The organism is Nitratireductor luteus (assembly GCF_026162365.1).
GTDB classification, from domain to species: domain Bacteria; phylum Pseudomonadota; class Alphaproteobacteria; order Rhizobiales; family Rhizobiaceae; genus Chelativorans; species Chelativorans luteus.
Map to the genome: position 1 here is coordinate 1 of NZ_JAOANW010000018.1, position 22585 is coordinate 22585.

Annotated in this window: 21 protein-coding genes and 4 pseudogenes; 17 read left to right on the forward strand and 8 right to left on the reverse strand. The window is 60.4% G+C overall.

Going from position 1 to position 22585, the window contains the following annotated elements:
- Nucleotides 1-280 precede the first annotated feature (280 nt).
- The 3 genes and pseudogenes from N1058_RS21130 to N1058_RS21145 all read left to right on the forward strand — a co-directional run bounded on the left by N1058_RS21130 (nt 281) and on the right by N1058_RS21145 (nt 1826).
- The gene (locus tag N1058_RS21130; RefSeq protein ID WP_265519587.1) at nt 281-574 is read left to right on the forward strand and encodes a YdhR family protein; all 294 of its coding nucleotides are present in this window, start codon (nt 281-283) and stop codon (nt 572-574) included.
- A 572-nt stretch (nt 575-1146) separates the two neighbouring features.
- Nucleotides 1147-1422: a type II toxin-antitoxin system prevent-host-death family antitoxin gene (locus tag N1058_RS21140; RefSeq protein ID WP_265519588.1), complete on the forward strand. Its 276-nt coding sequence runs from the start codon at nt 1147-1149 to the stop codon at nt 1420-1422.
- Nucleotides 1412-1826 (forward strand): annotated as a pseudogene (locus N1058_RS21145) (hypothetical protein). Before N1058_RS21140 ends, N1058_RS21145 begins: the two are co-directional and overlap by 11 nt.
- A 262-nt stretch (nt 1827-2088) precedes the next feature.
- On the opposite strand, the pseudogene N1058_RS24295 reads toward N1058_RS21145, so the two are convergent.
- Nucleotides 2089-2317, reverse strand: a pseudogene (locus tag N1058_RS24295) (ISL3 family transposase); the annotation flags it as partial.
- On the opposite strand from N1058_RS24295, the gene N1058_RS21150 reads away from it, so the two are divergent.
- From N1058_RS21150 to N1058_RS21170, 5 genes are all read left to right on the forward strand, one after another.
- Nucleotides 2283-2663, forward strand: coding sequence for a hypothetical protein (locus N1058_RS21150; protein WP_265519674.1), 381 nt, complete (start codon nt 2283-2285; stop codon nt 2661-2663). The pseudogene N1058_RS24295 and the gene N1058_RS21150 overlap by 35 nt on opposite strands.
- A 124-nt stretch (nt 2664-2787) precedes the next feature.
- On the forward strand, nt 2788-3597 hold the full coding sequence (locus N1058_RS21155; RefSeq protein ID WP_265519589.1) for an ion channel: 810 nt from the start codon (nt 2788-2790) through the stop codon (nt 3595-3597).
- Nucleotides 3598-4037: 440 nt separating this feature from the next.
- Complete coding sequence (locus tag N1058_RS21160) at nt 4038-5975, forward strand: calcineurin-like phosphoesterase family protein (protein ID WP_265519590.1); 1938 nt, start codon at nt 4038-4040, stop codon at nt 5973-5975.
- 121 nt (nt 5976-6096) lie between these two features.
- Complete coding sequence (locus N1058_RS21165) at nt 6097-7332, forward strand: HupE/UreJ family protein (RefSeq protein ID WP_265519591.1); 1236 nt, start codon at nt 6097-6099, stop codon at nt 7330-7332.
- Between the two features lie 108 nt (nt 7333-7440).
- The gene (locus N1058_RS21170) at nt 7441-8244 is read left to right on the forward strand and encodes an alpha/beta hydrolase (protein ID WP_265519592.1); all 804 of its coding nucleotides are present in this window, start codon (nt 7441-7443) and stop codon (nt 8242-8244) included.
- Between the two features lie 505 nt (nt 8245-8749).
- On the opposite strand, the gene N1058_RS21175 is transcribed toward N1058_RS21170, so the two are convergent.
- Complete coding sequence (locus tag N1058_RS21175) at nt 8750-9448, reverse strand: Fic family protein (protein ID WP_338040713.1); 699 nt, start codon at nt 9446-9448, stop codon at nt 8750-8752.
- A gap of 33 nt (nt 9449-9481) precedes the next feature.
- Here N1058_RS21175 and N1058_RS24300 point away from each other — a divergent pair.
- Together N1058_RS24300 and N1058_RS21180 are read left to right on the forward strand one after the other, a co-directional pair.
- Nucleotides 9482-9821: pseudogene (locus N1058_RS24300) on the forward strand (IS110 family transposase); the annotation flags it as partial.
- Nucleotides 9822-9832: 11 nt separating this feature from the next.
- Nucleotides 9833-10081, forward strand: coding sequence for a hypothetical protein (locus N1058_RS21180; protein ID WP_265519593.1), 249 nt, complete (start codon nt 9833-9835; stop codon nt 10079-10081).
- Here the strand turns inward: N1058_RS21180 and N1058_RS21185 are convergent.
- Nucleotides 10074-10883 (reverse strand): class I SAM-dependent methyltransferase, encoded by an 810-nt coding sequence (locus tag N1058_RS21185; RefSeq protein WP_265519594.1) that lies wholly within the window; start codon nt 10881-10883, stop codon nt 10074-10076. The genes N1058_RS21180 and N1058_RS21185 overlap by 8 nt on opposite strands.
- 123 nt (nt 10884-11006) lie before the next feature.
- Here N1058_RS21185 and N1058_RS21190 point away from each other — a divergent pair, with 123 nt between their 5' ends.
- The 6 genes from N1058_RS21190 to N1058_RS21215 all read left to right on the forward strand — a co-directional run bounded on the left by N1058_RS21190 (nt 11007) and on the right by N1058_RS21215 (nt 18080).
- Nucleotides 11007-11759 carry a winged helix-turn-helix transcriptional regulator gene (locus N1058_RS21190; protein WP_265519595.1) on the forward strand — a complete coding sequence of 251 codons (753 nt, stop codon included), beginning with the start codon at nt 11007-11009 and terminating at the stop codon, nt 11757-11759.
- A gap of 475 nt (nt 11760-12234) precedes the next feature.
- The gene (gene ligD / locus N1058_RS21195; RefSeq protein ID WP_265519596.1) at nt 12235-14676 is read left to right on the forward strand and encodes a DNA ligase D; all 2442 of its coding nucleotides are present in this window, start codon (nt 12235-12237) and stop codon (nt 14674-14676) included.
- 17 nt (nt 14677-14693) lie between these two features.
- Nucleotides 14694-15566 (forward strand): non-homologous end joining protein Ku, encoded by an 873-nt coding sequence (gene ku, locus N1058_RS21200; protein ID WP_265519597.1) that lies wholly within the window; start codon nt 14694-14696, stop codon nt 15564-15566.
- A complete protein-coding gene (locus N1058_RS21205; protein ID WP_265519598.1) occupies nt 15563-16654 on the forward strand; it encodes a tetratricopeptide repeat protein in 1092 nt (363 codons plus the stop codon). The genes ku and N1058_RS21205 overlap by 4 nt, the downstream gene beginning before the upstream one ends.
- The gene (locus N1058_RS21210; RefSeq protein ID WP_265519599.1) at nt 16655-17296 is read left to right on the forward strand and encodes an alpha/beta hydrolase family protein; all 642 of its coding nucleotides are present in this window, start codon (nt 16655-16657) and stop codon (nt 17294-17296) included.
- 13 nt (nt 17297-17309) lie between these two features.
- Complete coding sequence (locus N1058_RS21215) at nt 17310-18080, forward strand: exodeoxyribonuclease III (protein ID WP_265519600.1); 771 nt, start codon at nt 17310-17312, stop codon at nt 18078-18080.
- 253 nt (nt 18081-18333) lie between these two features.
- Here N1058_RS21215 and N1058_RS24305 read toward each other — a convergent pair.
- The 5 genes and pseudogenes from N1058_RS24305 to N1058_RS21235 all read right to left on the reverse strand — a co-directional run.
- Nucleotides 18334-18399: pseudogene (locus tag N1058_RS24305) on the reverse strand (BA14K family protein); the annotation flags it as partial.
- A gap of 108 nt (nt 18400-18507) precedes the next feature.
- Nucleotides 18508-18837 (reverse strand): hypothetical protein, encoded by a 330-nt coding sequence (locus N1058_RS21220; protein ID WP_265519601.1) that lies wholly within the window; start codon nt 18835-18837, stop codon nt 18508-18510.
- Nucleotides 18838-18898: 61 nt separating this feature from the next.
- Entirely contained in the window at nt 18899-19045 is a 147-nt protein-coding gene (locus N1058_RS21225) for a hypothetical protein (protein WP_265519602.1), read from the reverse strand.
- Nucleotides 19046-19164: 119 nt separating this feature from the next.
- Entirely contained in the window at nt 19165-20265 is a 1101-nt protein-coding gene (locus N1058_RS21230) for a sensor histidine kinase (RefSeq protein ID WP_265519603.1), read from the reverse strand.
- 167 nt (nt 20266-20432) lie between these two features.
- The gene (locus N1058_RS21235) at nt 20433-21104 is read right to left on the reverse strand and encodes a Crp/Fnr family transcriptional regulator (RefSeq protein WP_265519604.1); all 672 of its coding nucleotides are present in this window, start codon (nt 21102-21104) and stop codon (nt 20433-20435) included.
- 407 nt (nt 21105-21511) lie between these two features.
- On the opposite strand from N1058_RS21235, the gene N1058_RS21240 reads away from it, so the two are divergent.
- On the forward strand, nt 21512-22537 hold the full coding sequence (locus N1058_RS21240) for a fatty acid desaturase (RefSeq protein ID WP_265519668.1): 1026 nt from the start codon (nt 21512-21514) through the stop codon (nt 22535-22537).
- Nucleotides 22538-22585: the final 48 nt, after the last annotated feature.

Sequence of the window (22585 nt, forward strand, 5' to 3'; positions counted from 1 at the left end):
CATGCTGCGCTTCCTTTCCTGATGCTTGTGGCTGTCGCGACAGACCACGTTCTATCATCAGCTCGAAGCGCAGCACCTTCCCGCATCACCGTCCGAGGATGGGGCGCAAGCCGAATATCCTATCTTTTTAGGTTCTTAAAGCTCTTTAGGCTCTTAAAGCTCTACGTGGAACAGTGTATCATCTTACCGCGACGACGTTGTTGCGCGAACCTCGGCTCGGCCGCAAGCTCATCTACACCGACCACGAGGATTTTCGAGGAGTAAGGAAAGGGACAGGCAGATGTATGTCCAGTTCGTGAAGTTCAAGAGTGGACTGACGGATCTTGATGTGCGCAGAACCATGGAAGAACGTGCACCCCAGTTCCGAGCAATTCCCGGTCTCGTGCAGAAGTACTACGTGCGGGAATCCGAGACCGGTGAGTATGCCGGCATCTACTTTTGGGAATCTGGCGAAGCGCTCGACGAGTTTCGAAACTCCGACCTCGCGCGCAGCATTCCTTCGGCCTATGAGGTCGCTGGCGCACCTCGTGTAGAGATCCTTGAGGTGCTCTCCCCGCTTCGCGGGGCCAAGTAAGCGTCAGGGAGGTCGGCGCCCGCTCGGCGTGGCAGGTTGGTGGTTGAAAGTTGCCCGAACACACGGGTGCCAGCGCGCAGGTTGGATGGCAAGAGCGGTGACGCCACATTTGGGGATCGTCGGAAAGGAGCCTCGATCTCAAATACCGCATCGTTCGGTAATTGGCTCTTCTCGACCCCTCAGTTGGATGAGATCAACGGTAGAGTTTGACCCACCCCTGCCTCTGGTGAAGATACAGGGAAGGACAAGATTGGGCTCAATCGAGCTTTTCATCGTGTCCGTAGGCTACGGCCGTAACGGGTCGCAAGCTGCCGTACAACTTCTGAAGCCAAGCCTATCGAGCCGAAGCCGGCAATATTCCTTCACATTATGAACTGCTGCTGATTATCGACCGTGCTTGCCAATGACTGTCGCTTCATCGTCTCGGCCGCCGCGCATGCGCAATGCGCAGCCACCTACCTGCACGATCTTCAGCCGGCGGTGAGCGTCGCGGGGGTGGAGACCTTAAGCCCCTTGAGATTTTGCCGTAGTGCTGTAAAATACAGCAATGTCAGCAAATGCAGGAGACGGCGATGCCGAAGTCCAGTGGCACATACTCGACCAGCGACCTGTCGCGCAAATCCGGTGATATCATCGCTGAGGCCATGCACCATCCCGTCACCATAACGCAGCGCAACAAGCCGCGTCTGGTGCTTCTCAATATCGAAGACTATCGGCGCCTGCGCGGTAGCGCAGACAAGCGCGCCATCGGCACAATCAATACCATGCCCGACAGCCTGCTGGAGGAATTCCAGGACGCGATCGAAGCCTACGCCGATTCAGATGACACGTTTAGCCGTGAGCTTTGAGGGTATCCAGACAGCCAGTGTTATCCGCTACCCCTATCTCTGGGTACGGGAGGCCGCGAGCGGTGAAACAGAGGGCCGCAAGAGCCGGCCGGTGGTCGTTGGCGTCCGCCTCGCCCGCGCCGATGGCGATCTGGTCCTGTTTTTCCCGATTACCACCAAACAACCTGAACCGGGCCGCTTCGCCGTGGAGGTGCCCGATATCGAGAAGCGACGGGCCGGGCTTGATGCCGCGCTGCGGCTTTGGATCATTTTCGACGAGGACAATACCGACATAGTCGGCCAGTCGTTCCATCTTGAACCCCGATCCCCCGATCGGGCGGTTCAGCAAGGCATTCTTCCTGCCCTTGGCTCGCGACTTCATCGCCTGCCGCAGATCCCTCAAGGAAGCAAGCCGAAAGCGGTAGCCACGTTCAGCGATATCACAATCTCAGCCGGCGAGCGCATCCGTGGTCGCCTTGGCCGGCGCGAACGGGTTCCAAGCTGAGCGCCGTGGGAGGAATATCATCGACGGTCTCTTTTTCGGCCCGTGGCCGCGCTGTTTGACGTCAAACAGATGCCGTCGTCCGCAGCGGTTCTCCTCCTTCCAGCGTTGGGCAAGGAAGGTTTCAAAGTACCATGATGATGTCGGGTTCTGCTCACCGCCAATCAAGCGGAGCCTTGAATCGAATGCGCGCACCGCCAGAGGCTCAGCAGGAGCTTCACCGCCACGGAGTTGCCCTGACCGGCAGATCCTGAAGGTTGCGGATGGACCAACCATGCCGACTTCGGCTTCGCCGTCCCCAATCGGGGCAAATGCCGATCGCTGGTCCGCGGCGGAAACAACCTAACTGTCGCCATCCGTAAGCGCGACGCCCAGAACTTTGACCCCTGGGCCGGGCGACCATCTCGAGCTGATCGGGTTGATCAAGCCGAACGAGCATGGCTGGTTCTTTCCCTGGGCGAAGGATCTGTCCAAGCAGGTCAACCACAACACGCTCTACAGCTTCATCTGGTGGCCGCGCGAGCGCAATGTGTTCCCGGTCGTCCCCAATTGGGATCCGCGCCGAACATGGAAGACGCTCGCCGGCAAGGCGGGTGTGTCGAAGCAGATCGCGCCCGCATCCAAAACCACGCGCTATGACATCAGCTCGAAGACCTACGACTGCCGGAACTACATGCCGGTAAAGCGTGAACCGATGGAGAGGTGGGATAAATTCATCAGGGCTATCCTTGCCAAAAGGCAAGGTAGGAGAGATGCTTAGCTGACATTGCTGAATTGGCCCTAACGTGAAGATTGACCCTTTCCCGACTATCGTTCCTGCATCCGGACAGCAACAGCCCCTGTTTCCGGAACCGCTTTCCACCAAATGCATTGGGCAATAGACGATGGGTATTTCCCCAGAAGCGGGCGACGTTGAATGGGAAGTGAACGTGCTGGACCGTCTGCGAGGACGCTTACGCAATCTCTACCACGGTCATTCACAAGGCGCGTTGCGATTCCAACTCGCTGTCATGGTCGTCGATCTTCTGATCATCGCATTTTTCGTTGCGAGCCCGGTGCTGCGCGAGCGGCCATCCTTTCTCTGGATTGACTATTCTATCGCGGCACTGCTGGCCGCGGACATCTCGGCTCGCGCCCTCGCCGCCAATGACATTCCGCGCTGGCTGCGGCAGCCCACAAGTGTCGTCGATCTCTTCATTCTGGCAACCTTGCTCGCGCCGCTGTGGCTGGCCAATCTCGGTTTCCTGCGCGTCCTGCGCCTATGGTCTCTCTCTCGCAGCGGATTTCTATGGCGTCCGCTTACGCGGCGGGGGTACGGATCGTGGCGGGAGGTCGCCCATTCTGCTCTCAATCTAGTCACGTTCCTATTCGTGGTGACCGGATTCATTTACACATTCTTCTTCCGGAATGGTTCAGGTCTCGCCGGTTATGTCGACGCCCTCTATTATACTGTCACGAGCATGACCACTACGGGTTACGGCGACATCCTCCTGCCGGGCATGTGGGGCAAGCTGACCTCTGTCGTCATCATGATTGCCGGCATTTCGCTTTTCATCCGCCTGGCCCAGGCGATCTTTCGTCCCTACAAGGTCCGATATTCATGCCCGCAATGCGGGCTACAGCGCCACGACCCCGATGCGGTCCATTGCAAGGCTTGCGGCCATCCGCTGAAGATTCCCGATCCCGACGATTGAGAAAGAGCCGCTCGGCATGGCTGGCGATACCAACCCGAAGAAGGGCGCGCTCGCCATTGTCATGGTCGTTTTGAAGAAGCTCGAGGTCTGGAACCCACCTTGCGGCTCCGACAGGCGCAATTTCTGTGCAAAGCGGGAATGCCGGCCGCCAATTTCGGACCCGGTGACTTTACCGTCTGCGTTCAGCCGAACGAGCATGTGAAAGTCGAGAATCTCGCCAACTGTGCGCGGATCGTACTCGCCACCACGCTCGACCTCTTGGAAAGTTAGAGCTCCTCCCTTGCCGGAATCATCCCCGCCGGAACGACCAGTAGAGAAAATATAGAAGCGGGACTGTGGAAACAGTCACGGAAGTTTAACGCGGCGGTCAAGCGCAGTTCATATGCCGCGACGATGCTTCTGTCTGGATGTGATGCATTCCTCAGGAGGGAGTTCCGACAATGAAGCGACTGTCCATATTTCTTTTCCTCGCGGCTTCCACGGCGCTCGCCGCGCCGGCGGCCGCAAAGGATACGTCCTATATCGGTTCGGTTCACACGGTGTCCGGCACTGCGGCCAATATGGCGCGCGGCAAGGTCTTTCTCGACGCCAATCGCAACGCCAGGCTGGACGAGGGCGAAGGCGGGGTGGAAGGAGTGCTGGTCTCCAACGGGCGCGAGGTCGTGAAGACCGACGCCACCGGCGCTTACGAGCTGCCGGCCTATGACGACATGAACCTCTTCATCACCAAGCCGGCCGGCTATGCGGTGCCGGTTAGCGAGGAAATGGTTCCGCAGTTCCATTATATTCACAAAGCCGCGGGCTCTCCCGACCTGCGCTTCGGCGGCATCGAGCCTACCGGCCTGCTACCTGAAGCGATCAACTTCCCGCTAGTCGAGGACGACATCGGCGACCAATTCTCCTGCCTGGTCTTCGGCGATCCGCAGCCCTACAACAATCGCGAAGTCGGCTATGTCCGCGAGACGGTCGGCACCATGCTCGCCAACCGCGACAACACGAACACCGAATGCCTCATCTTCGAGGGCGATGTGATCGGCGACGACCTGTCGCTCTATCCCCGTTTCAAGAAAATCGTGGCGACCGGCCGGGTGCCGCAATATTTCGTCCCCGGCAATCACGACGTCGATTTCGACGCCGAGAGCGATACCGATTCCTACGACACGTTCCGCCGCGAGTGGGGCCCGGAATACTACTCCTTCGACATAGGCAATGTGCATTTCGTGGTGCTCGACAATGTGCGCTATCCCTGCAACGGCGTCGACGACCATCCCTTCTGCGATCCTGCCGAAAGCCCCACCTACAACGGCGTCATTCACGACCGCCAGCTCGAGTGGCTGCGCAACGACCTGGCGCATGTGCCGCAGGACAAGCTGATCGTCCTCAACGCCCACATTCCTTTCGTTACCTTCACTGACAACACCGCACAGAAGCACCAGACCGACAATCTCGACGTTCTCTACGAGATCATCGGCGACCGTCCCGCACTTGGGCTGTCCGGCCACACCCACACCACAGAGCAGATCATGCCGGGCGAGAATTTCGAAGGCTGGGCGGAAGCCACGAACACCGGTCCGGCGAAGTTCCATCAGATCGTCACGGGTGCCGTGTCGGGCTCCTGGTGGTCCGGTGACCTGGATGACCGGGGCGTTCCGCGCTCCACCCAGCGCCTCGGCAATCCGCGCGGCTACTTCGTCTTCGAGTTCGACGGATCGGACTATGTCGAGACCTTCGTCCGCTTCGGCGGCTCGAAGGACGAGCAGATGCACGTCTCCTTCAACACGCCGCGCTTCCGCGAATGGGCGGCAGACCTGCTGGCCTTTGCCGATCTTTACGAGACGCCAAACGGCATCTTGCCGCCGGTCACGGTCAACGACCTCGGTGACATAAACATGATCACGTTGGACGACCTGAAGGACGGCACCTGGGTGGCGGCCAATGTGTGGAGCAGCGCCAAGGGCGACACGGTGTCGATCTCCATCGACGGCGGGGCGGCGATCCAGGCCCAGCGCACCCAACCGGGCAATGGCGAAGCAAAGCTCAAAGGGCCGGAATATGCCGATCCGCTGGCGCTGGTCACGCAGGCGACCGTTGGCCGTGCGGCGTTCCGCTCCGCACGCGGCGGTGACAGCACGGCCGGCTTCACCACCGGGCGCGGCAGCCGCGCGGCAGGCCTGCCGGGGCCGCTGTCGCGCGGACTTCTGACCGACAGTTCCAGCCATCTGTGGCGCGCGGACCTGCCGGAAACCCTGGCTGAGGGCGTTCATGTGCTGGAGGTGAAGACGACCGACCGCTACGGCCGGACCTTTACCCAAAAGCTGACCTTCGAGGTCGTGAACGAACTTCCCGATCCCGACTGGAACGAAGGTTTGTTCAACTAAGGCCTGTTGCTGTTCGGACCGGGCGGGCTGCAAACGGCGCTTGGGTCCGAACGCTTCCGGAAGAACGGGACCTCCTGCCCGGACGTCGAACCGCCCGGGCAAAACTACATCCGGAGCCAATGTGCGCATCTTCGTCAACGTCGTTTTGATCCTGACCGTGCTTCTTGCCCATGCAGGCCTCGCGCGCGCCCATTTTGCGCAGGGCACCAAAGTGCGGACCATCCTGATCGTGCCGCACGGGGAAACATTGACCGCCTATGTGCGCGCGCCGCTGCCGCTCGTCTTTTCCGACCTGGTCACGAGCGCGCAAGCAAGCAGCCAGCCGCTGGACACGCCGTTCCTCTATTTCGAAGAGACCGGGACGGGTGGTCGCTACAGGGTCTCGATGGGCGCTGTCGCGGCCAACGAGTCCGCGTTCCGTGAGCGGCTGGAACGCGCTCTGTCGTGGTCGCAGAACGGCAAGGAAATCACGGCCCGTCTCGTTGCCATGCGCGTTCACGCGCGCATGCCGGCGGGTTCTTTCGACAGCCGGGAGGCGGCGGAAGCCGCGATCGCGGGCGCCAGCAGCGGCCTCGACCCGGTTTTTGGCGAAGCCTATGTGGATTTCGCGGTCAGTTTGTCGCCGCCGGACGCGGCCGGTTCAGTTGCGGTACGCTCGGCCTATCCGCCCCTGCCGGTCCCCGAAGGCGTGACCATCGACAACCACATCATCGACGCGCGCGGCGACACGCCGGTTTCCTACACGCGACCGGGCCAATTGGAGCAGCCCGCGGTAATCGACACCTCGCTCTGGCGCACCGTCGGCGAATTCGCCTGGCAAGGCGTGCTGCACATTGTCGAGGGCCTGGACCATGTCTTCCTGGTCATCTGCCTGGCACTTGGCATCGGCGCGCGCGGCCGGCTGTTGTGGATCGTGACGGCTTTCACGCTTGGCCATTCGGTTACGCTGATCGCTACCTTCCTGGGAGCGGTGCCTTCCTGGGCCTGGTTCATATCCGCGGTCGAAGCCGGCATCGCGGCGACGGTGCTTTATGCGGCGGTCGCCGCTCTATTGGGCAGGATGGATTCGATCCTGCTGATTGCGGGCGTCGGCCTGCTGCACGGGCTCGGCTTTTCCTTCGTTCTCGGCGACATTCTTGGCCGTGACGCGCCCAACCTCGTGCCCGCGCTGGCGGCTTTCAATGTCGGTATCGAAATCGGCCAGTTGATGATCATTGCGGCAACTTTGCTGGCGGTGGCCGTCATAACCCGGCTTTCGGCGCCACTCACGCCGGTTCTGCGCGCGGCCACGCTCATCGGCATCGCCGTCGTGTCGGCCTGGTGGGTCGTGGAACGGTCCGCAACGCTCGTCGCTTAACGCATTTGCGATTGCTCGGCACTGCATGCCTGCGCTGGCGCGGCGCGTTGCCCTCGCACTTTGCATCAAGCCATTGCCAGATCACGAGCGTTAGGCGAAATTCCAGTGATGTGGTTCCTGAAACTGACGCTGGCGCTCGCCGGGTTGTACGCGCTCGTTGCCGCTATCGCGTATGCCCTTCAGACATGGCTGATCTTTCCAGCCGGCCTCGCAGCTTTCGGGCCGGAGCTGCCTGCCGGAGCACGTCGTATCGAACTGGCGACGAAGGGCGATGAGCACGTCGTCCTGGTGCGTTTGCCCGCAGAGCGGTCGGCGGCCGAACCACGGCCGCTCCTGTTGGGCTTCGGCGGCAATGCCTGGAACGCCGATGCGCTTGTCCTGATGCTGCGCCAGATGTTCCCTGAGCACGAGGTCGCCGCGCTGCACTACCGCGGTTATGGGCCGAGCAGCGGGCGCCCGTCGGCGGCCGCCCTGTTCGACGATGCCAAGCGCGCGTACGACCATTTGGCCGGTGAGGTCAAAGCCGATGTCGTCGCGATCGGCCTCAGCCTCGGTGCCGCGGTTGCAGTGGACCTGGCAGCTACCCGGCCTCTGCAGGGTATCGTCATGGTGACTCCGTTCGATTCACTCAAGGAACTTGCCGCTCACCATTATCCCTGGCTTCCTGTGCGCCTCTTGCTGCGCCATCGCATGGAAACGGCGGAAACCTTGCGCGGCCTCGACGTGCCGGCGGCCGTGATCACGGCGGAAAACGACGTCATTGTTCCCGCAGTGCGCTCGGCGCCCGTTCGCAAGGCGGCCCGCGATCTGCGCAAAGACATCACTATCGCGTCCGGACACAACGACCTCTATGACCATCCCGACTTTGCTGACGCGCTTCGCAGTTCTGTCGCTGCTGTCAGCGTCGATTGAGGTTCAACAATGTTGGTCCGGTGCGCTCCCTCACCCAAGAACATCAAAAAGCTGAACGCACAGCGACACGCTCGAACGCTACACCAGCCTCAACGATTGAGATCAGGATTGCGGTCCAGCAGCAGCGCGGCCGGCTCGCAGATCACCGACGCGTGAGGGAATGACTTTCCCCGGTTCCCATCGCCATCAGCGTCGCCCAACTCAGCATGCATTACGGCAGGCGCACGTGCAGAAGCTACCATCTTCGCGGGCCGGAGGCGCCATCACGTTGAGAAGATCGGAAACCTGGAAGATTTCCTGTCTGAATCGGCGCTGGCGAGCGCCTGACCGACGCTGTCGTTGTTTCTCTCCTACGCTGGAGCGCGCCGTCATGCACTTCATGCGCGATATCGGGTCGTTCGCATGGCCAGAAGATCAGGCTCCTTCTTCGCCTCCTGCGTGCCCGTTTTGCGCGGATCGGCGGTTGCTTTGGTCAGCCTCTTGATCTGATTCCGGTTGATCGAGTTCATCCATCGGCTGCTCCCGCCTTGGCGAAGCCTTCAAATGCGTCGTTCACGATCGCCTCGAGCCTTCCGACTTCCTCATCCGTAAGGAGCGCGAACTCGCGCTCGCGACTCTTGCGCGAAAGCGTGCCGCCGTTTTGCCGAACGAACATAACGAAGTCGCCCGCGGTGCGGTCCGGCATCTCAACGGTATCCATGATGCGCCGCACGGCCTGGTCGTGCCGCTGGAGATAGTCGGCCTCTTGCGGCAGATCTTCCTCGACCGTCCGGCGCACGCATTCAAACAGAAATTCTGTATGGGGCGTGGCATCGAAAAAGCGATAGAAATCGCTGGTGTCGTCGAGGACCTCGACATTGCCGCGATCGGTCGGCTTCCATTCGATGAGCGGCAACAGGCGTTGCGAGTAGCTCTCCAACACACGGCGATAATCGTTGATTGCTGCCAGAATCGCAGCCGAGACGGGAAAGACCACGCCCGGCGGATTGAAGCCGCGCTGCGCCAAGACATGGTGGATGAGGTAACGGTGAATTCGCCCGTTACCGTCCTCCAAGGGGTGAACATAGACAAAGCCGAACGCGAGCACAGCGGCTGCAATCACCGGGTCAAGATGCTCCGCGGCCCGCTGGTCGAACGCTTCCATCCCGGCGATCAACGATCCGAGATCTTCCGGCCGCGCGCTGACATGATCGGGCAGCGGCATACGGGAGTCGCGGTCGCTTGGGAGAGAGCATCCATGAAGGAAGTTTGCCTTGTCGGCTTGGACCTGGCAAAGCGAGTGTTTCAGGTGTACGCCGCTGGAAGCGGTGGTGCGGTTGTTTGCGCCGGAAGCTGTCCCGAGGACAGATCCTCGCCTTCTTTACGGAACTGCCGAGGTGCGATGGAACATGCGCGACAGCGCATTATTGAACACGTGAGGTCGGCAAGCTCGGTCATGAAGTTCGCCTGCTCTCACCAGCGTACGTGAAGCCTTCGTCAAACGACACAAGAATGAGGCGGCTCTCCGCCCGTCGATGCGGTTCGTTGTTCCAAAAACCGAGAGCCAGCAAGCCTGCTCCATGCGCCACAGGGAATTGCGAACCTGGCCTTGCTGTCGGAGATCATTGAGGAAGACAACCTCGGCCTCGAACTCATCGTCGTGGAAACCTCTCGGCTTTTTCTTGAGCAGATCGAAGTGCTCTCCTCTCGAATTGCCAGCTTGGAGAAGACGCTCAGATCGGGAGCAAAGCGCTCGGAGTCCTCGGCCCGACTGATGTCCATGCCTGGGATATGGCTAGACAAGGGCGGCACGCGGTCATTGCCCGGTGCCGCCCCCGCAATTACGCAATTCATGTGAGCCGAACACCACGAACGGCAAAGGCACGCGCCACGAGGTGGATGCTGCCGTCAAGCTCTGCGGGCAGCTCCGCCCGAAGCTTTTCCCGCAGCGATTGGCGTTTGGTCTCGGCCAGCGAAACGCAATATCCGGGCGCCGGCCCCTGGCCGCCGAGAAACGGCGACCAGTAGTCGTCGAAGTCGCGGAATACCGTCGGCACGTCGATCGCGCGATCCTGGATGTCTTCAAGGCCGGCCTCGGCGAACAGCGCCCGTAGCGGCTCAGGCTTGCAGATCGGGAACCTGCGCCCTTCATCGAGTTCGTGCGCGGCCGGATCCTGCGCCGCGGCGGCTTCCCAGAAGCGCCGCATCAGCTGCATTTCGCCGGCGTAGTCCCAGACATAGACCGCGACAGTTCCGCCTGGACGCACGGCGCGCCGCATTTCCGAGAGCGCTCTTGCCGGGTTGGCGACGAAGTTGAGAACAAGGCCGGCGATGGCGACATCGAAGGCCTCATCCTCGACAGGAAGGGCCTGCGCGTCTCCGGTCCGGAACGCTAAGCGTGGGTCGATGAGGCGGCTTCCGGCGAAATCAAGGAATGCCTCGGACGGGTCAATTCCGACGACCTGGCGCGGCGACGCGCGATCGAGGATCGTCTCGCTGAGCGCTCCGGTCCCGCAGCCGACATCAAGCCAGCGTGCATTTGCGGGGGCGGCGAGCCAGTCCAGGAATTCTGCTGCGACCAGCCTGCTCCAGCGCCCGACATAGGGCTCATAGGCCTCACCGGCGCTCCACTTGTCTTCACGTGGCGCAATATCTGTCATGGTATCCTCCCTTTTTCAGATCGTTTCCAGGAGCATGCGCCAAAGCGCAAATATCTCCAGTCCAGAAATTGAATCGGCCGGCAGTCTGATTTTTGCTATGATCGGGGTGGTATGGAGGCCGCCATGGACTACGGACAGCTCTGCCCCTTGGCCAAGGCCACGGAGATACTCGCCGAGCGCTGGACATTCCTCGTGATCCGGGAGCTCCTCTCAGGCGTCACCCGGTTCAACGAGATCCGCCGCGGCGTGCCGCTGATGTCGCCATCGCTCCTGTCGCGGCGGCTGCAGCGGCTGGAGCACGAAGGTCTGGTCCGGCGAGAGCCTTCCGGCTCCGGTCACCTTTACGAGCTGACCGAAGCCGGCCGGGAACTCGCGCCGATCGTCAGCCGGTTGAGCCGGTGGGGCGAGCGCTGGGTATTGGGCCACATCGACACGCACAAGCCCGATGTCACCGCGCTGATGTGGGCGATCCGGCGACGCGTCGATCCGTCGGTGTTCGAAGCAGCGCGTACCACCATCCAGTTCGAGTTTACAGATCAGCCCCGGGCGAAGCGCTGCTGGTGGCTCATCAACGAGGCGGCCCGTGTCGATCTGTGCCCGAAGGACCCCGGCTTCGAGGTCGACCTTTACGTTGTCACCGATCTGCAGGCCATGGCGCGAATTTGGATCGGCAAGCTGCAGCTCTCGGATGCGATCAATGCCGGTACCTTGGAACTCTCCGGGTCACGCGGCCTGCGCCAGGCATTCCGCTCATGGTTGCTCCTCAGCCCGTTCGCGCAAGGAGAAGCAGCAAACCGGGGCATCGACCGGCAGGCGTCGGGTTTGCAGTTAGATCAAGCTCGCGTGCGGGAAGAACGTCGGACTCCGCTCCTGTAACCAGCCTCTCAATCCCATCCTACCAGCTTAGGTCCGCTTTTTGCTGCAGTCGAGCCGTCCAACTTTGCTGGAGAATGGCAAGTTTTCCCCTTTGCTGCCCCTAGATGCTTCTTCTTGAAGATCACCAGGGAGCCAATGTTCTCTAATGGGTCGAGGGCGGCGGTTTGATTTCGGCATTTTCGACGCTTTCGGGTGCCTTCGTTCTCTGCGTGCTCGTCACCGGAGCTGCTGCGTGCCCCACGGCACGCCCACGGGTGACCAGATGCGCCGGAGGTTTGCGCTGGAAAGATAATTTACGTCAAATACCGGTCGAGATCCCCTGTCCTGGCCAAATTGAACGTCCCCTCAGTTGAGTCGATCACCCAAGGCTGCGCCGAGACACCTGATGTCGCCGCCTTCATCGCGACAGATTTATGGATATTCGGTGCGACCACAGCGAACTTGCGAATGGTGGTCAGTCAGTCATAGTGGTCGGATGGTGAAGGCCAAGCTGCGAGAATATAGAGGCAAGCGCGACTTCTCGAAAACTTCCGAGCCGGTCGGCGGCGTCAACGGTGAGGGCAACCGTTTCGTCGTTCATAAGCATTGGGCGACAGCCGATCATTATGATCTACGGCTCCAGGTCGGCGACGTACTCAAGTGCTGGGCGGTTCCGAAGGGACCTTCGCTCGATCCGGAGGAAAAGCGGCTGGCGGTCGAGACCGAGGATCATCCTCTCGAATATATAGACTTTGAGGGCTCCATCCCGGAAGGCGAGTATGGCGGTGGGCCAATGATCGTCTGGGACAGCGGCGTCTGGGCACCCATGGATGACATTGAGGAGAGTCTGGCCTCTGGGTCGTTCAAGTTTCGCATTGCAGGTGAGAAGCTCAACGGCGGCTGGATGTTGGCGCGACTAAAACCCAAGCCCGGTGAGCAAAAGCGGAACTGGCTTCTTTTCAAGGAAAGGGACCTTGCAGCCGACAGTACCATCGATATCCTCACCGCGCGGCCCGAAAGCGTCAAAAGCGGCCGGCTCATCGAGGAGTTGATCGAGAAACCCAAGCGCCCAGGTCCGCTGAAACCCGGTTTGCTGAAAGGAGCGATGAAGGCATCGGTTCCAGACCGCATCGAGCCTCAGCTTGCCACCGCTTCCGACAATCCTCCGGCAGGTGACGAATGGCTGCACGAGATCAAACTCGACGGCTACCGCACTGCGGTGCATATATCGGACGGCAACGTGCGACTGATAACCCGTAGCGGGCTGGACTGGACAAAGCGCTACCGTGATCTTGCTGCCGTGTTCACGCCACTTCCTTGCCGCCAGGCTGTCATCGACGGCGAGGTCGTAGTTCTTGATGAAAATGGCATCAGCCGTTTTGCGCTGCTGCAGGAGGCGCTCGCCGAAGCACTGAGCCACAAACTACTCTTTTACGCCTTCGACCTAGTGTATCTTGACGGTTGGGATCTCAGCAATGTCTGCCTCCAAGATCGCAAGAAACTGCTGGCGGGGTTGCTTTCCCCTCATGTGACGGGGCGCTCTGCCATTCAGATCAGCGACCATATCACCGGCGGAGGGAGGGCGTTCTACGAGCAGGCATGCGAGATGGGGCTGGAGGGGATCGTTTCCAAACGCGCTTCGGCCCCCTATCATCAGGGCCGCTCGAAGACCTGGACGAAGACCAAGGCTATGCAGGTGGGGGACTTCGTCATCGCCGGTTACACAGTTTCCGAGGCTGCAGAGGGTGTAGCCGCGCTGGCGCTTGGAGAGTGGGAGGATGGTGAGCTCTCCTACCGCGGCAAGGTAGGCACGGGCTTCGATGCCGAGACGCTTGGCCGGCTGCGCGAGCGTTTGGAGCCACTTTGCGAAGGCGCGGTAAAGCTGGAAGGCGGACCCAAGAATGTCATCTGGGTTCGCCCGGTTCTCTCCGCCCGCATCCACTACGCCAATCGCACCGCCGACAACATGCTCCGCCATGCGGTGTTCAAGAGCCTGCGTGAAGCGGAGCTATCAGGTGATGCTTCCCCAGTCGAGCGGAAGCGGCTGATCTCAGATGCCGATCTCGCCTCCATATGGGTGACCAATCCGACACGACGTCTATTCGGTAGGTCGGGGCCGACCAAGCTTGATATCGCCGTCTACTATGCGCTCGTCGGCGACTACATGCTGCCGCACATCATGGACCGCCCGGTGTCGCTGATGCGCTGCCCGACCGGCAAGCCGCAGGACTGCTTCTTTCAACGCCACGCATTTGCCGGCATGCCCGCATCCGTGGCAACTTTCCCGACTATTAATTCCAAGGGTGAGATGAAGACCTATCTCGCGGTAGAAGATGCCAAGGCCTATCTGGCGCTCGCACAGTTCGGCGTTGTCGAGTTCCACACCTGGGGTGCGACACGCAGGAAATTCGAAAAGCCGGATCGTATCGTCTTTGACCTCGACCCTGGCGAAGGGATCGGCTGGCGGGAGGTCGTCGAGGCGGCGGTTCACATCCGTGCCGAGCTTGAGAGCCTCGGACTCTTCCCGTTCGTCAAGACGTCGGGCGGCAAGGGCGTCCATGTCGTCGTGCCGATCAGGCCGAAACTCGCGTGGAGGCAGGTCCATCAACGAACAAGCGACATCGCGTCGAAGATCGCCGCAACCGCACCGGGCACCTTCACGACAACCATGGGGCAGGACAATAGGAAACGCCGGATTTTCATTGACTTCCATCGTAATGCACGGGGCGCTACGGCTGCCGCACCCTATTCGTTGCGCGCCAGGACCAACCTGCCGGTATCGACACCACTGAACTGGGCCGATTTGGAATCCATCGACGCTCCAGAAGATTTGAATTATTCTACCCTTCCGGGCATGTTGACGACCTCCGGCGATCCTTGGGTCGAAATCGCGGACTTTGCTCGAGACTTACCGACCTTGCAGCCGGCAAGGAAGTAGTTGAGTAGGAGAGTATTATGGCGCCAAGAGCCAGTTGGAAGGGTTACCTGAAACTAAGTCTGGTGAGCTGCCCCGTCCGACTCTACCCGGCCACCAGTTCGAAGGACCGCATCCGCTTCAATCAACTCCACAAGGACACGCACAATCGGATCAACATGAAGCCAGTCGATCCGGAACTGGGGCTGGTCGAGCGGTCCGATCTTGTGAAGGGTTATGAGTACGAGGACAAGCAGTACATCATCATTGAAGACTCGGACTTGGAGAGTGTCCGCATTGAGTCGAGCCATACGATGAACATTGAGGCTTTCGTCGACGAAGATTCGGTGGATATCATCTATCAGGACTCTCCCTACTACCTCGCGCCGGACGGTGCGATGGCTGAAGAGACATTCATTGTGCTTCGCGAGGCGCTGCGAAAATCCGGCAAGCTGGCGATTGCCCGCCTGGTGCTTTCGAGCCGTGAGCGGGTGATCACGATTTCCCCGCGCGAAACAGGTATGTTCGTCTGTACGCTGAGAAATCCGAACGAGGTACGCGGTACAGCCGAGTATTTCGGCAACATTCCGGTGGGTAATCCTGATCAGGAGATGCTGGATCTCGCCGAAAAGTTGATCGAGCAAAAGACGACGGAGTTTGATCCCGCCGACTACGAGGATCGCTATGAGATCGCCTTGATGAACATGATCAAGGAGAAGCTCAAGGGACACAAGCCTATTGTCGCCGCCGCCCCCGAGCGCGGCAATGTCATAAATCTCATGGATGCGCTGAAGGCCAGCCTTTCGCAGCCGAAGCCCCCGGCCAAGAGCAAGACCAAGTCCGAACCGGCGGCCAAGGCTGCGGCAGGCGGTGAGAAGCCGGCTTCCAAGCGAGCCAGTCGGAAGAAGGCGTGACCTGTATTGCTGGAAAAACGTTCGGTATCATCGGCGCCCTAGCAGCCTTTCCCAGGCGATTGGCAGCACGCGAGGTCGAAAGGCAGCAAGGACATCTAAGAAGCGGTGTGACACGCAAGACCAAGCACGTCGTCTTCGGCAGGAAGCTGCTGATGCGCTGCAGCGAGGCTGAAATTGAAGCGCGTTATGATGTCCAATGCGATGCCGGCCGTTATCCAGTCAGCGAAAATGGCTTCCTCCGGCTCTTAGGACTTCTGCAGGCGCCAGAAGCCTCTGCCATGAGCCGGCAGGATTTGCTCGGACAGTCGAAGCTTACTGAACGCGAATTTGCACTCCTGTCGCTCTTTGATGGTTTTGAGCACGACTGCGAGCCCTACTCGTTCCGTGATCTGATCCTGGCGAAGAAATATGCAAATCTGATCGCAGGCGGAGCCGGTTGGAGTACCATCGTCAAATCCGTACACCGTTCATCAAGTCCCGTGACGGCACTCACCTCGTTGTCGCTCGAGGCCGAAGGACGGGATGCGATCTATGCCCGCAGGGGCGAACGATTGAGTGAACTCGACGGTCAGTTACTGCTTCCCATGGACCGGGCGGGCGATGCAGAACTGGAAGACCTTTTCGAACAGGCAGAAGAGGCAGAGGCGGGGGAGCGGCATGAGGAGGCTGCAGCCCTTTACAAGCGATGTCTGTCCCTTGACCCCGGTGACGCCGTGGCCGCTTTCAACCGTGCCAACAGCCTGCGGGCGATTGGCCGATCAAATGAAGCGCGCCAAGCCTATCTCCTGGCCCTGAAGGTCGATTCCGAATTTGTCGAAGCTTGGTTCAATCTTGCAAGTCTCCTGAAAGAAACCGGTCATCCGGACTCGGCCCGCAAGTATCTGCAAAAGGCTATCGTTCTTGACGACGGTTATGCTGACGCCATCTATAATCTGGCGGTTTTGGAATTCGAGACCGGTCATCTTGTGGACGCACGCAACTGGTGGGCCCGCTATCTCGAACTCGACAAGAATTCGGAGTGGGCGCGCAACGCCGCCAAGGGCGTTCACTTCGTCGATCTTCATCTCGCCACGAGGAACATGAGCTGAATGGGCGGACGGTTCCTCTTCGACGGTCCTCAGGGCGCCCGCGCAATGATCCTGCTTGCCCATGGCGCAGGCGCGCCGATGGATTCGGTGTCCATGACGGCTGCCGCAAAGGCGCTGGGTGAGGTAGGATTTCGCGTTGCCCGTTTCGAGTTCGATTACATGGCAGCCCGTCGGACATCGACTGGACGAAAGCCTCCACCTCGAGCAGAAACCCTTAAGGACGAATATTTTGCCGCAGTCGCCGAGCTCAGTGCTAATGTTCCATTGATCATCGGTGGCAAGTCGATGGGCGGCCGCGTCGCCAGTATGATCGCGGACGAACTTTTTGCCGAGAACAGGGCTGCTGGCCTCCTATGCATCGGTTATCCTTTCCACCCACCCAGTAAGCCGACGCAGCTTAGGACAAAACATCTGGCTGGGCTGAAAACTCCGGCACTGATCTGCCAGGGCACACGCGATGTGTTCGGCGCTCGCGAGGAAGTTGCCGGCTATGCACTATCTGATCGCATCGAGTTCCTCTGGCTTGAGGACGGGGATCACGATCTAAGGCCCCGAAAATCGGTATCAGGCTATTCTGCGGCCGATCACCTGAAGACGATGGCAGGGGCGGTGAGTTCATGGGCCGAAATAATCGCGCGCTAACGGCCACAAACGCATGAAGATCGCGACCTTCAACATCAATGGCATTAACCGGCGTTTGGACAGTCTGCTTGAGTGGCTCCGCGAGGCGGAACCGGACGTCGTCTGCTTGCAAGAACTGAAGGCGACTGGCTCGCAGCTTCCGCGCGCAGCTCTCGAAAAAGCCGGCTACGGCGCCGTCTGGCGCGGGCAGCCCGCCTGGAACGGCGTTGCGATTCTTGCCCGCGACACCGAGCCCGTGCTGACGCGAGCGGACCTACCCAACGCCCCAGACGCCCAGGCTCGCTACATCGAGGCTGCAGTGAACGGCATCCTGATTGCCTCGCTCTATGCGCCCAACGGCAACCCGCAGCCAGGACCGAAGTTCGACTACAAGCTCGCCTGGTTGAACCGGCTGAACGTCCACGCAGCCGAACTCCTTTCCGCAGGTGTTCCGGTCGTTCTTGCTGGTGACTATAATGTCGTCCCGGAGCCACACGACATCTATTCAACCCGTTCCTACGACGACAACGCGCTCGTCCAACCGCAAAGCCGGGAAGCCTACCGCAGGCTGCTCGGGCAGGGATGGGTCGACGCGATCCGCAAGTTTTATCCCAACGAAACCGTCTACACGTTCTGGGACTACCGAAGGAACCGATGGCAGAGAAATGCCGGCCTGCGCCTCGACCATCTCCTGCTCAGCTCAGCGTTGGCGCACCGTTTGGTTGGCGCGGGCGTCGACAGGCAAGTCCGAGGCCATCAAAGTGCCAGCGATCATGCCCCTGTCTGGATCGAGCTGACGGATTGATCGCGCGACCGTCGTCGCTGTCGAGATTGTCCATCATCAAATCGGCGAAAACAGGCATCAGGAAGCTGAGTATGGCGGCGGTGCGTATTATGGCGACGATGATCGCAGTGATGCCGAAGCCTGAGCCGCCAATGGCCAGCCAGGGCGGACTCGGGCACGGAAAGCCTGCGCGCTGGCAGTCGCGAGCGTCAAGCGAGTAAAGAAGCCCGTCGCATTCCGGCGACGGGCTTTGCATAGCCGTCTTCGTCGCGATTCAGGACGGGGAGCACTGCCGGCGCGGGCCGACATAGGGCTGGAACGTATTGTCGGAAACTCGATAGCGGGGTCTCTTGGGAGCACGGCGCCGGAATCCGTTGTCGCGCCCTGCCCACCGGCTGTGGTCATGCTGAAGGGAAGACCGCGCATGATCGGCCGCGACAGAATCCGGTCAATACCAGCGGCGGGAATTGCCGGAGAGCGCATGGCCGACGAAGAGGCCGATCAGGAAGCCGACAACGCCAGCCGCGGACAGCACGCTCGCCGCCGTGCCCGGGTTCTCCTTGATCGCTTCCGAGACTGCATGAGCCTGCTGGCGAGCCTGCTTGCCCGCTCCGCGAGCCCGGCGGGTTACCCTGTCGTAGGCACCCTCGGTCTCCTCGCGGAGGTCATCGCCACGCGCTGGCAGCAACTTCCCGATCTTCGCCACTTCCTTCTTCAGATCCGCGATCTGCTTCTCAAGGTCCTTGCGGACGTCTTCCACGTTGGGGCTATCTGCCATGGATGTCTCCTGATAATGCGAGTGGGTTCAGCGTCAGCTCGCCGGGTCCCTTTAGGCACATTCAGTTTTCCTGAACGGAGATGCCGGTTTCGTCGATGTGGAGTTCGACGCCCGATGGTTTGGACTCTTCTCGAAAAATATAGATCGCAAGGCCGACTGCGACGATCGCAAGCACACCGATAATCAGGTAAAGCTGGTTCTGCTTCATGCAACGCCACCGCTGGAGAGAAAGTTCCGATTAACCGCCGTCGCGCTTCGCCGGCGGCAACGGCGTCTTATCGTTTTGCTTCTGGGCGGAGGCGGATGGTGCGGTCGTGGACGCTGGTACTAGGCCGCGTGGGGCAGCCGAAAACTTATCATTCCGTGGGTGATCGACACGGTCGTGCCGCCCGACCCCATCGAGATATTCACGCGACCTTCAAGCTGTTTGGCGAGCGCCTCGACGATGCCTGTGCCCAGTCCGGGACTTGCCTTGTCCGTCGTACCCTCTGATTTCCCGATCCCATTGTCGGAGACTGTAAGCCGCCAGCCTGACTCGGTGACCTCATAGGTGACGACGATCAGGCCGGCGGCCGTATCTGCTACAAACGCATGTTTGAGGGCGTTGATCACCAACTCCGTCACAACGAGGCCGATGCTGACAGCCGCCGCGGACGGTACTCTGGCCTCGTCCGCCTGAGCCCTGATCGAAATCGGACGGCTAACGCCGATCAACGAGGCAGCCAGCGTCTCGCAAAGCCGCGACAAATAAGGGCCGAGTTCGATCTGTTCTCCATGTCGCGCGATGGCGAGTTGCTGTTGCATGGCCGCAACCGACATGATCCGCTGATGGGTATCCTTGAGATATAACCGCGCCTCCTCCGACTGCACCGCACGCGCCTTCATGAGAAGGATGCTCGCGATGATCTGAAGGCTGTTGGCGATACGGTGCTGCATCTCCTCAAGAAGTGTCTCCTTCTGATGCAGCAGTTCCGCAGTCTGCCTTTCGCCGGCGCGGCGCTCGCTGATGTCCTCGATCGTCAGAAGCACCAGCGCGCGGTCGTTGCGCTCGTGGAACAGCTTGCGCGCATTCAGCTGCATCGTACGCCGCCCGATCCCGGGAACGTCTGCCTCGACTTCGCAAACGTCCATCGGCAGGACATTGGCCAAAAGGAATCTCAGTTCGGGGATGTTCCACCGGCCACCGCCCAACGCGTAGAAAGGTCGACCCTGAACCTCGCGCCGGCTGACTTTGAACATGCGGCGGAAGGAGCGATTTGCGGTGACGATGCGCAGTTCCTCGTCGAGAACCAGCAGGGGTTCGCGGATCGTTTCCACGATTGCCTCAGCCAGGGCGCGCGCTTCATCAAACTTCGGGATATACCGATTGGCGGGCGCCACCAGTTTGTGTGCCCGGAATGGAGGCACAGGCTGGAATTGCGTTCTCATGTCAGCTCTCCTGCAGCAGGCGCCCAAATTCGTACCCTGTCAGGCGAGCAGGGGATGAATATCCCGCAATCAGACATTCCGAAGGAGGAACTATCCATAGCTATAGTGTTACGCTCATGCCGGGATGACGGCTGTGCAGAATTGACCACATCGCGAGTATACGGAGTTCAGGATTCGATGTGCGGCTGGTCGTGCAGGACGGCGTTGAGCAGCGAACTGTGGACTTCGATCCCACCATTGTAGGAGATAAAGCCCAGCTTGCGGAACTTGTTCATGAAGAAGCTCACGCGCGCCCGCGTTGTTCCGATCATCTGCGCAAGCGTCTCCTGGCTGATCTTCGCGATCATGGGCTCCGGCTGTTCGTCCTTGCCGAAATTCGCCAGCAGCAGGAGCAGCCGGGCAAGGCGCTTCTCGCTCGAGTTGAACAACTGATCGACGAGGTCCGCTTCGACGCGAACGGCCCGGCTCAGAAGATGGGCGATGAACAGTTCGGAGAATGCCGGCTCCTCGTGGATCACGCGGAGGATCGCTGTCTTGTCCAGTCGCGAGATGACAGCATCGGTGATGGCCTCGACCGTCGAGAAACGTTTTACCTGTCCAGCCAGGCATCCCTCGCCGAAGAACTCGTTCCTCCCCAGCATGGCGACGACGGCTTCCTTGCCTTGTTCCGAAACGACCGTGACCTTGACCTTGCCCTTCTGGATATAGAAGACCGCATCCGCCGGGTCGCCCTGCGAGAAGACGATCTGGCCTTTGTCGTAGTTGCCGATGCTCCTGCCCTTGCCGACACGGGCGAGAAAGGTTTTGGGATCGAATGTCGGCTGGCGTTTTGTGGTCATGGCGCCCCTTCCAGTACCAGGTCTCTCGACAGCCCTAGCATAGAGGTGGAGCGGGCCGGAAGTATAGCATAATGGATTGTGCAGACGGACCCGGAGAATAAGGACACTAACGGGGCATGCGCCGCATTCCCCTAGCCCGCACCAGGTTCGCAAGAGTGTTCAAAATTGCTCAGACGCCGCCCGCGATCGTGTCTAGCATTCGAAATTCCGGGCAGCCGCGATTTCGCCTGTTCGTTACCATCGACCTTCCGGCGTTCATCGGCCAGCATTCAGGTGACGTCGGAGGATGTTCCGGTCGAGCCTCGGTTCGACGGAACGGTTGCAACATCACATTCCACGCTTCGGCATACGGTCCCGTTTTGGCCCGAACCATGATCTGCGTGCCGAGCCTGATCGAGAGGCTGCGCATGCCTGAACGACGCTCGAACGCCAACAACACGCCCGATTCTCGCACATTGATACGAGACCTTGCCCCATACCGGGAGCCGAGCAGCGCGCGCAGCGTGTTCGAGCTGGTAATTACGGCCGTGCCGTTCGTGCTGCTGTGGGTTTTGATGTGGGCCGCATTGGACGCTGGTTACTGGATCGGTTTGGCTTTCGCCGTTCCGGCGGCAGGCTTTCTCGTTCGTCTCTTCCTGATCCAGCATGATTGCGGCCACGGTTCATTCTTCCGTCATCGTTTCACGAATGATTGGGTCGGGCGCGCCATCAGCGTTGTGACGCTGACGCCTTACGACTATTGGCGGCGGGCCCACGCACTCCACCATGCGAGCTCGGGCAATCTCGACCGTCGCGGCATTGGCGATATCGACACGCTTACCGTTGATGAGTTTCGGGCGCGGACGCCATGGCGCCAGCTCCTTTACCGCCTGTACCGGCATCCGATAGTAATGTTTGGCTTGGGGCCGGCCTATCTGTTCATCCTGCGCCACCGGTTGCCGATGGGGCTGATGCGCAACGGTTGGGGGCCCTGGGCAAGTGCGATGGCGACGAACGCGGCGATCGCGATCCTGGTCGCCGCGATCATCTGGCTGGTGGGCTTGGGTCCATTCCTGCTCGTGCAGCTGCCGATCACGCTTCTCGCTGCCTCGATTGGCGTCTGGCTATTCTATGTCCAGCATCAGTTCGAGGATACGCTCTGGGAGCATGAAGAGGGCTGGAGCTTCCACGAGGCAGCGCTACACGGCAGCTCGCACTATGATCTGCCGGGCGTTCTGCGCTGGTTCACTGCCAATATCGGGGTGCATCACGTGCATCATCTGTCGAGCCGGATTCCGTACTATCGCCTGCCGGAGGCGCTGCGGGACCGCCCCGAGCTTCGCAATGTCGGCCGCCTCACCCTGCTTCAAAGCCTGAAGGCCGTGCGGCTCGTGCTTTGGGACGAGGAGAACCGACGCCTGATCTCCTTCGCGGAGGCGCGCAAATTTGCCTAGCCGAGTTCCGGAACTCGCTGCAACCGAAAGCGCATATGGACGAAAATA

Coding starts and splice junctions, on each gene's coding strand:
- N1058_RS21215 (WP_265519600.1), top strand. CDS start 17,310: ATGAAGATCGCGACCTTCAACATCAATGGCATTAACCGGCGTTTGGAC.
- ligD (WP_265519596.1), top strand. CDS start 12,235: ATGGTGAAGGCCAAGCTGCGAGAATATAGAGGCAAGCGCGACTTCTCG.
- N1058_RS21130 (WP_265519587.1), top strand. CDS start 281: ATGTATGTCCAGTTCGTGAAGTTCAAGAGTGGACTGACGGATCTTGAT.
- N1058_RS21160 (WP_265519590.1), top strand. CDS start 4,038: ATGAAGCGACTGTCCATATTTCTTTTCCTCGCGGCTTCCACGGCGCTC.
- N1058_RS21235 (WP_265519604.1), bottom strand. CDS start 21,104: ATGACCACAAAACGCCAGCCGACATTCGATCCCAAAACCTTTCTCGCC.
- N1058_RS21140 (WP_265519588.1), top strand. CDS start 1,147: ATGCCGAAGTCCAGTGGCACATACTCGACCAGCGACCTGTCGCGCAAA.
- N1058_RS21185 (WP_265519594.1), bottom strand. CDS start 10,883: ATGACAGATATTGCGCCACGTGAAGACAAGTGGAGCGCCGGTGAGGCC.
- ku (WP_265519597.1), top strand. CDS start 14,694: ATGGCGCCAAGAGCCAGTTGGAAGGGTTACCTGAAACTAAGTCTGGTG.
- N1058_RS21220 (WP_265519601.1), bottom strand. CDS start 18,837: ATGGCAGATAGCCCCAACGTGGAAGACGTCCGCAAGGACCTTGAGAAG.
- N1058_RS21170 (WP_265519592.1), top strand. CDS start 7,441: ATGTGGTTCCTGAAACTGACGCTGGCGCTCGCCGGGTTGTACGCGCTC.
- N1058_RS21190 (WP_265519595.1), top strand. CDS start 11,007: ATGGACTACGGACAGCTCTGCCCCTTGGCCAAGGCCACGGAGATACTC.
- N1058_RS21240 (WP_265519668.1), top strand. CDS start 21,512: ATGCCTGAACGACGCTCGAACGCCAACAACACGCCCGATTCTCGCACA.
- N1058_RS21225 (WP_265519602.1), bottom strand. CDS start 19,045: ATGAAGCAGAACCAGCTTTACCTGATTATCGGTGTGCTTGCGATCGTC.
- N1058_RS21175 (WP_338040713.1), bottom strand. CDS start 9,448: ATGCCGCTGCCCGATCATGTCAGCGCGCGGCCGGAAGATCTCGGATCG.
- N1058_RS21155 (WP_265519589.1), top strand. CDS start 2,788: ATGGGTATTTCCCCAGAAGCGGGCGACGTTGAATGGGAAGTGAACGTG.
- N1058_RS21230 (WP_265519603.1), bottom strand. CDS start 20,265: ATGAGAACGCAATTCCAGCCTGTGCCTCCATTCCGGGCACACAAACTG.
- N1058_RS21210 (WP_265519599.1), top strand. CDS start 16,655: ATGGGCGGACGGTTCCTCTTCGACGGTCCTCAGGGCGCCCGCGCAATG.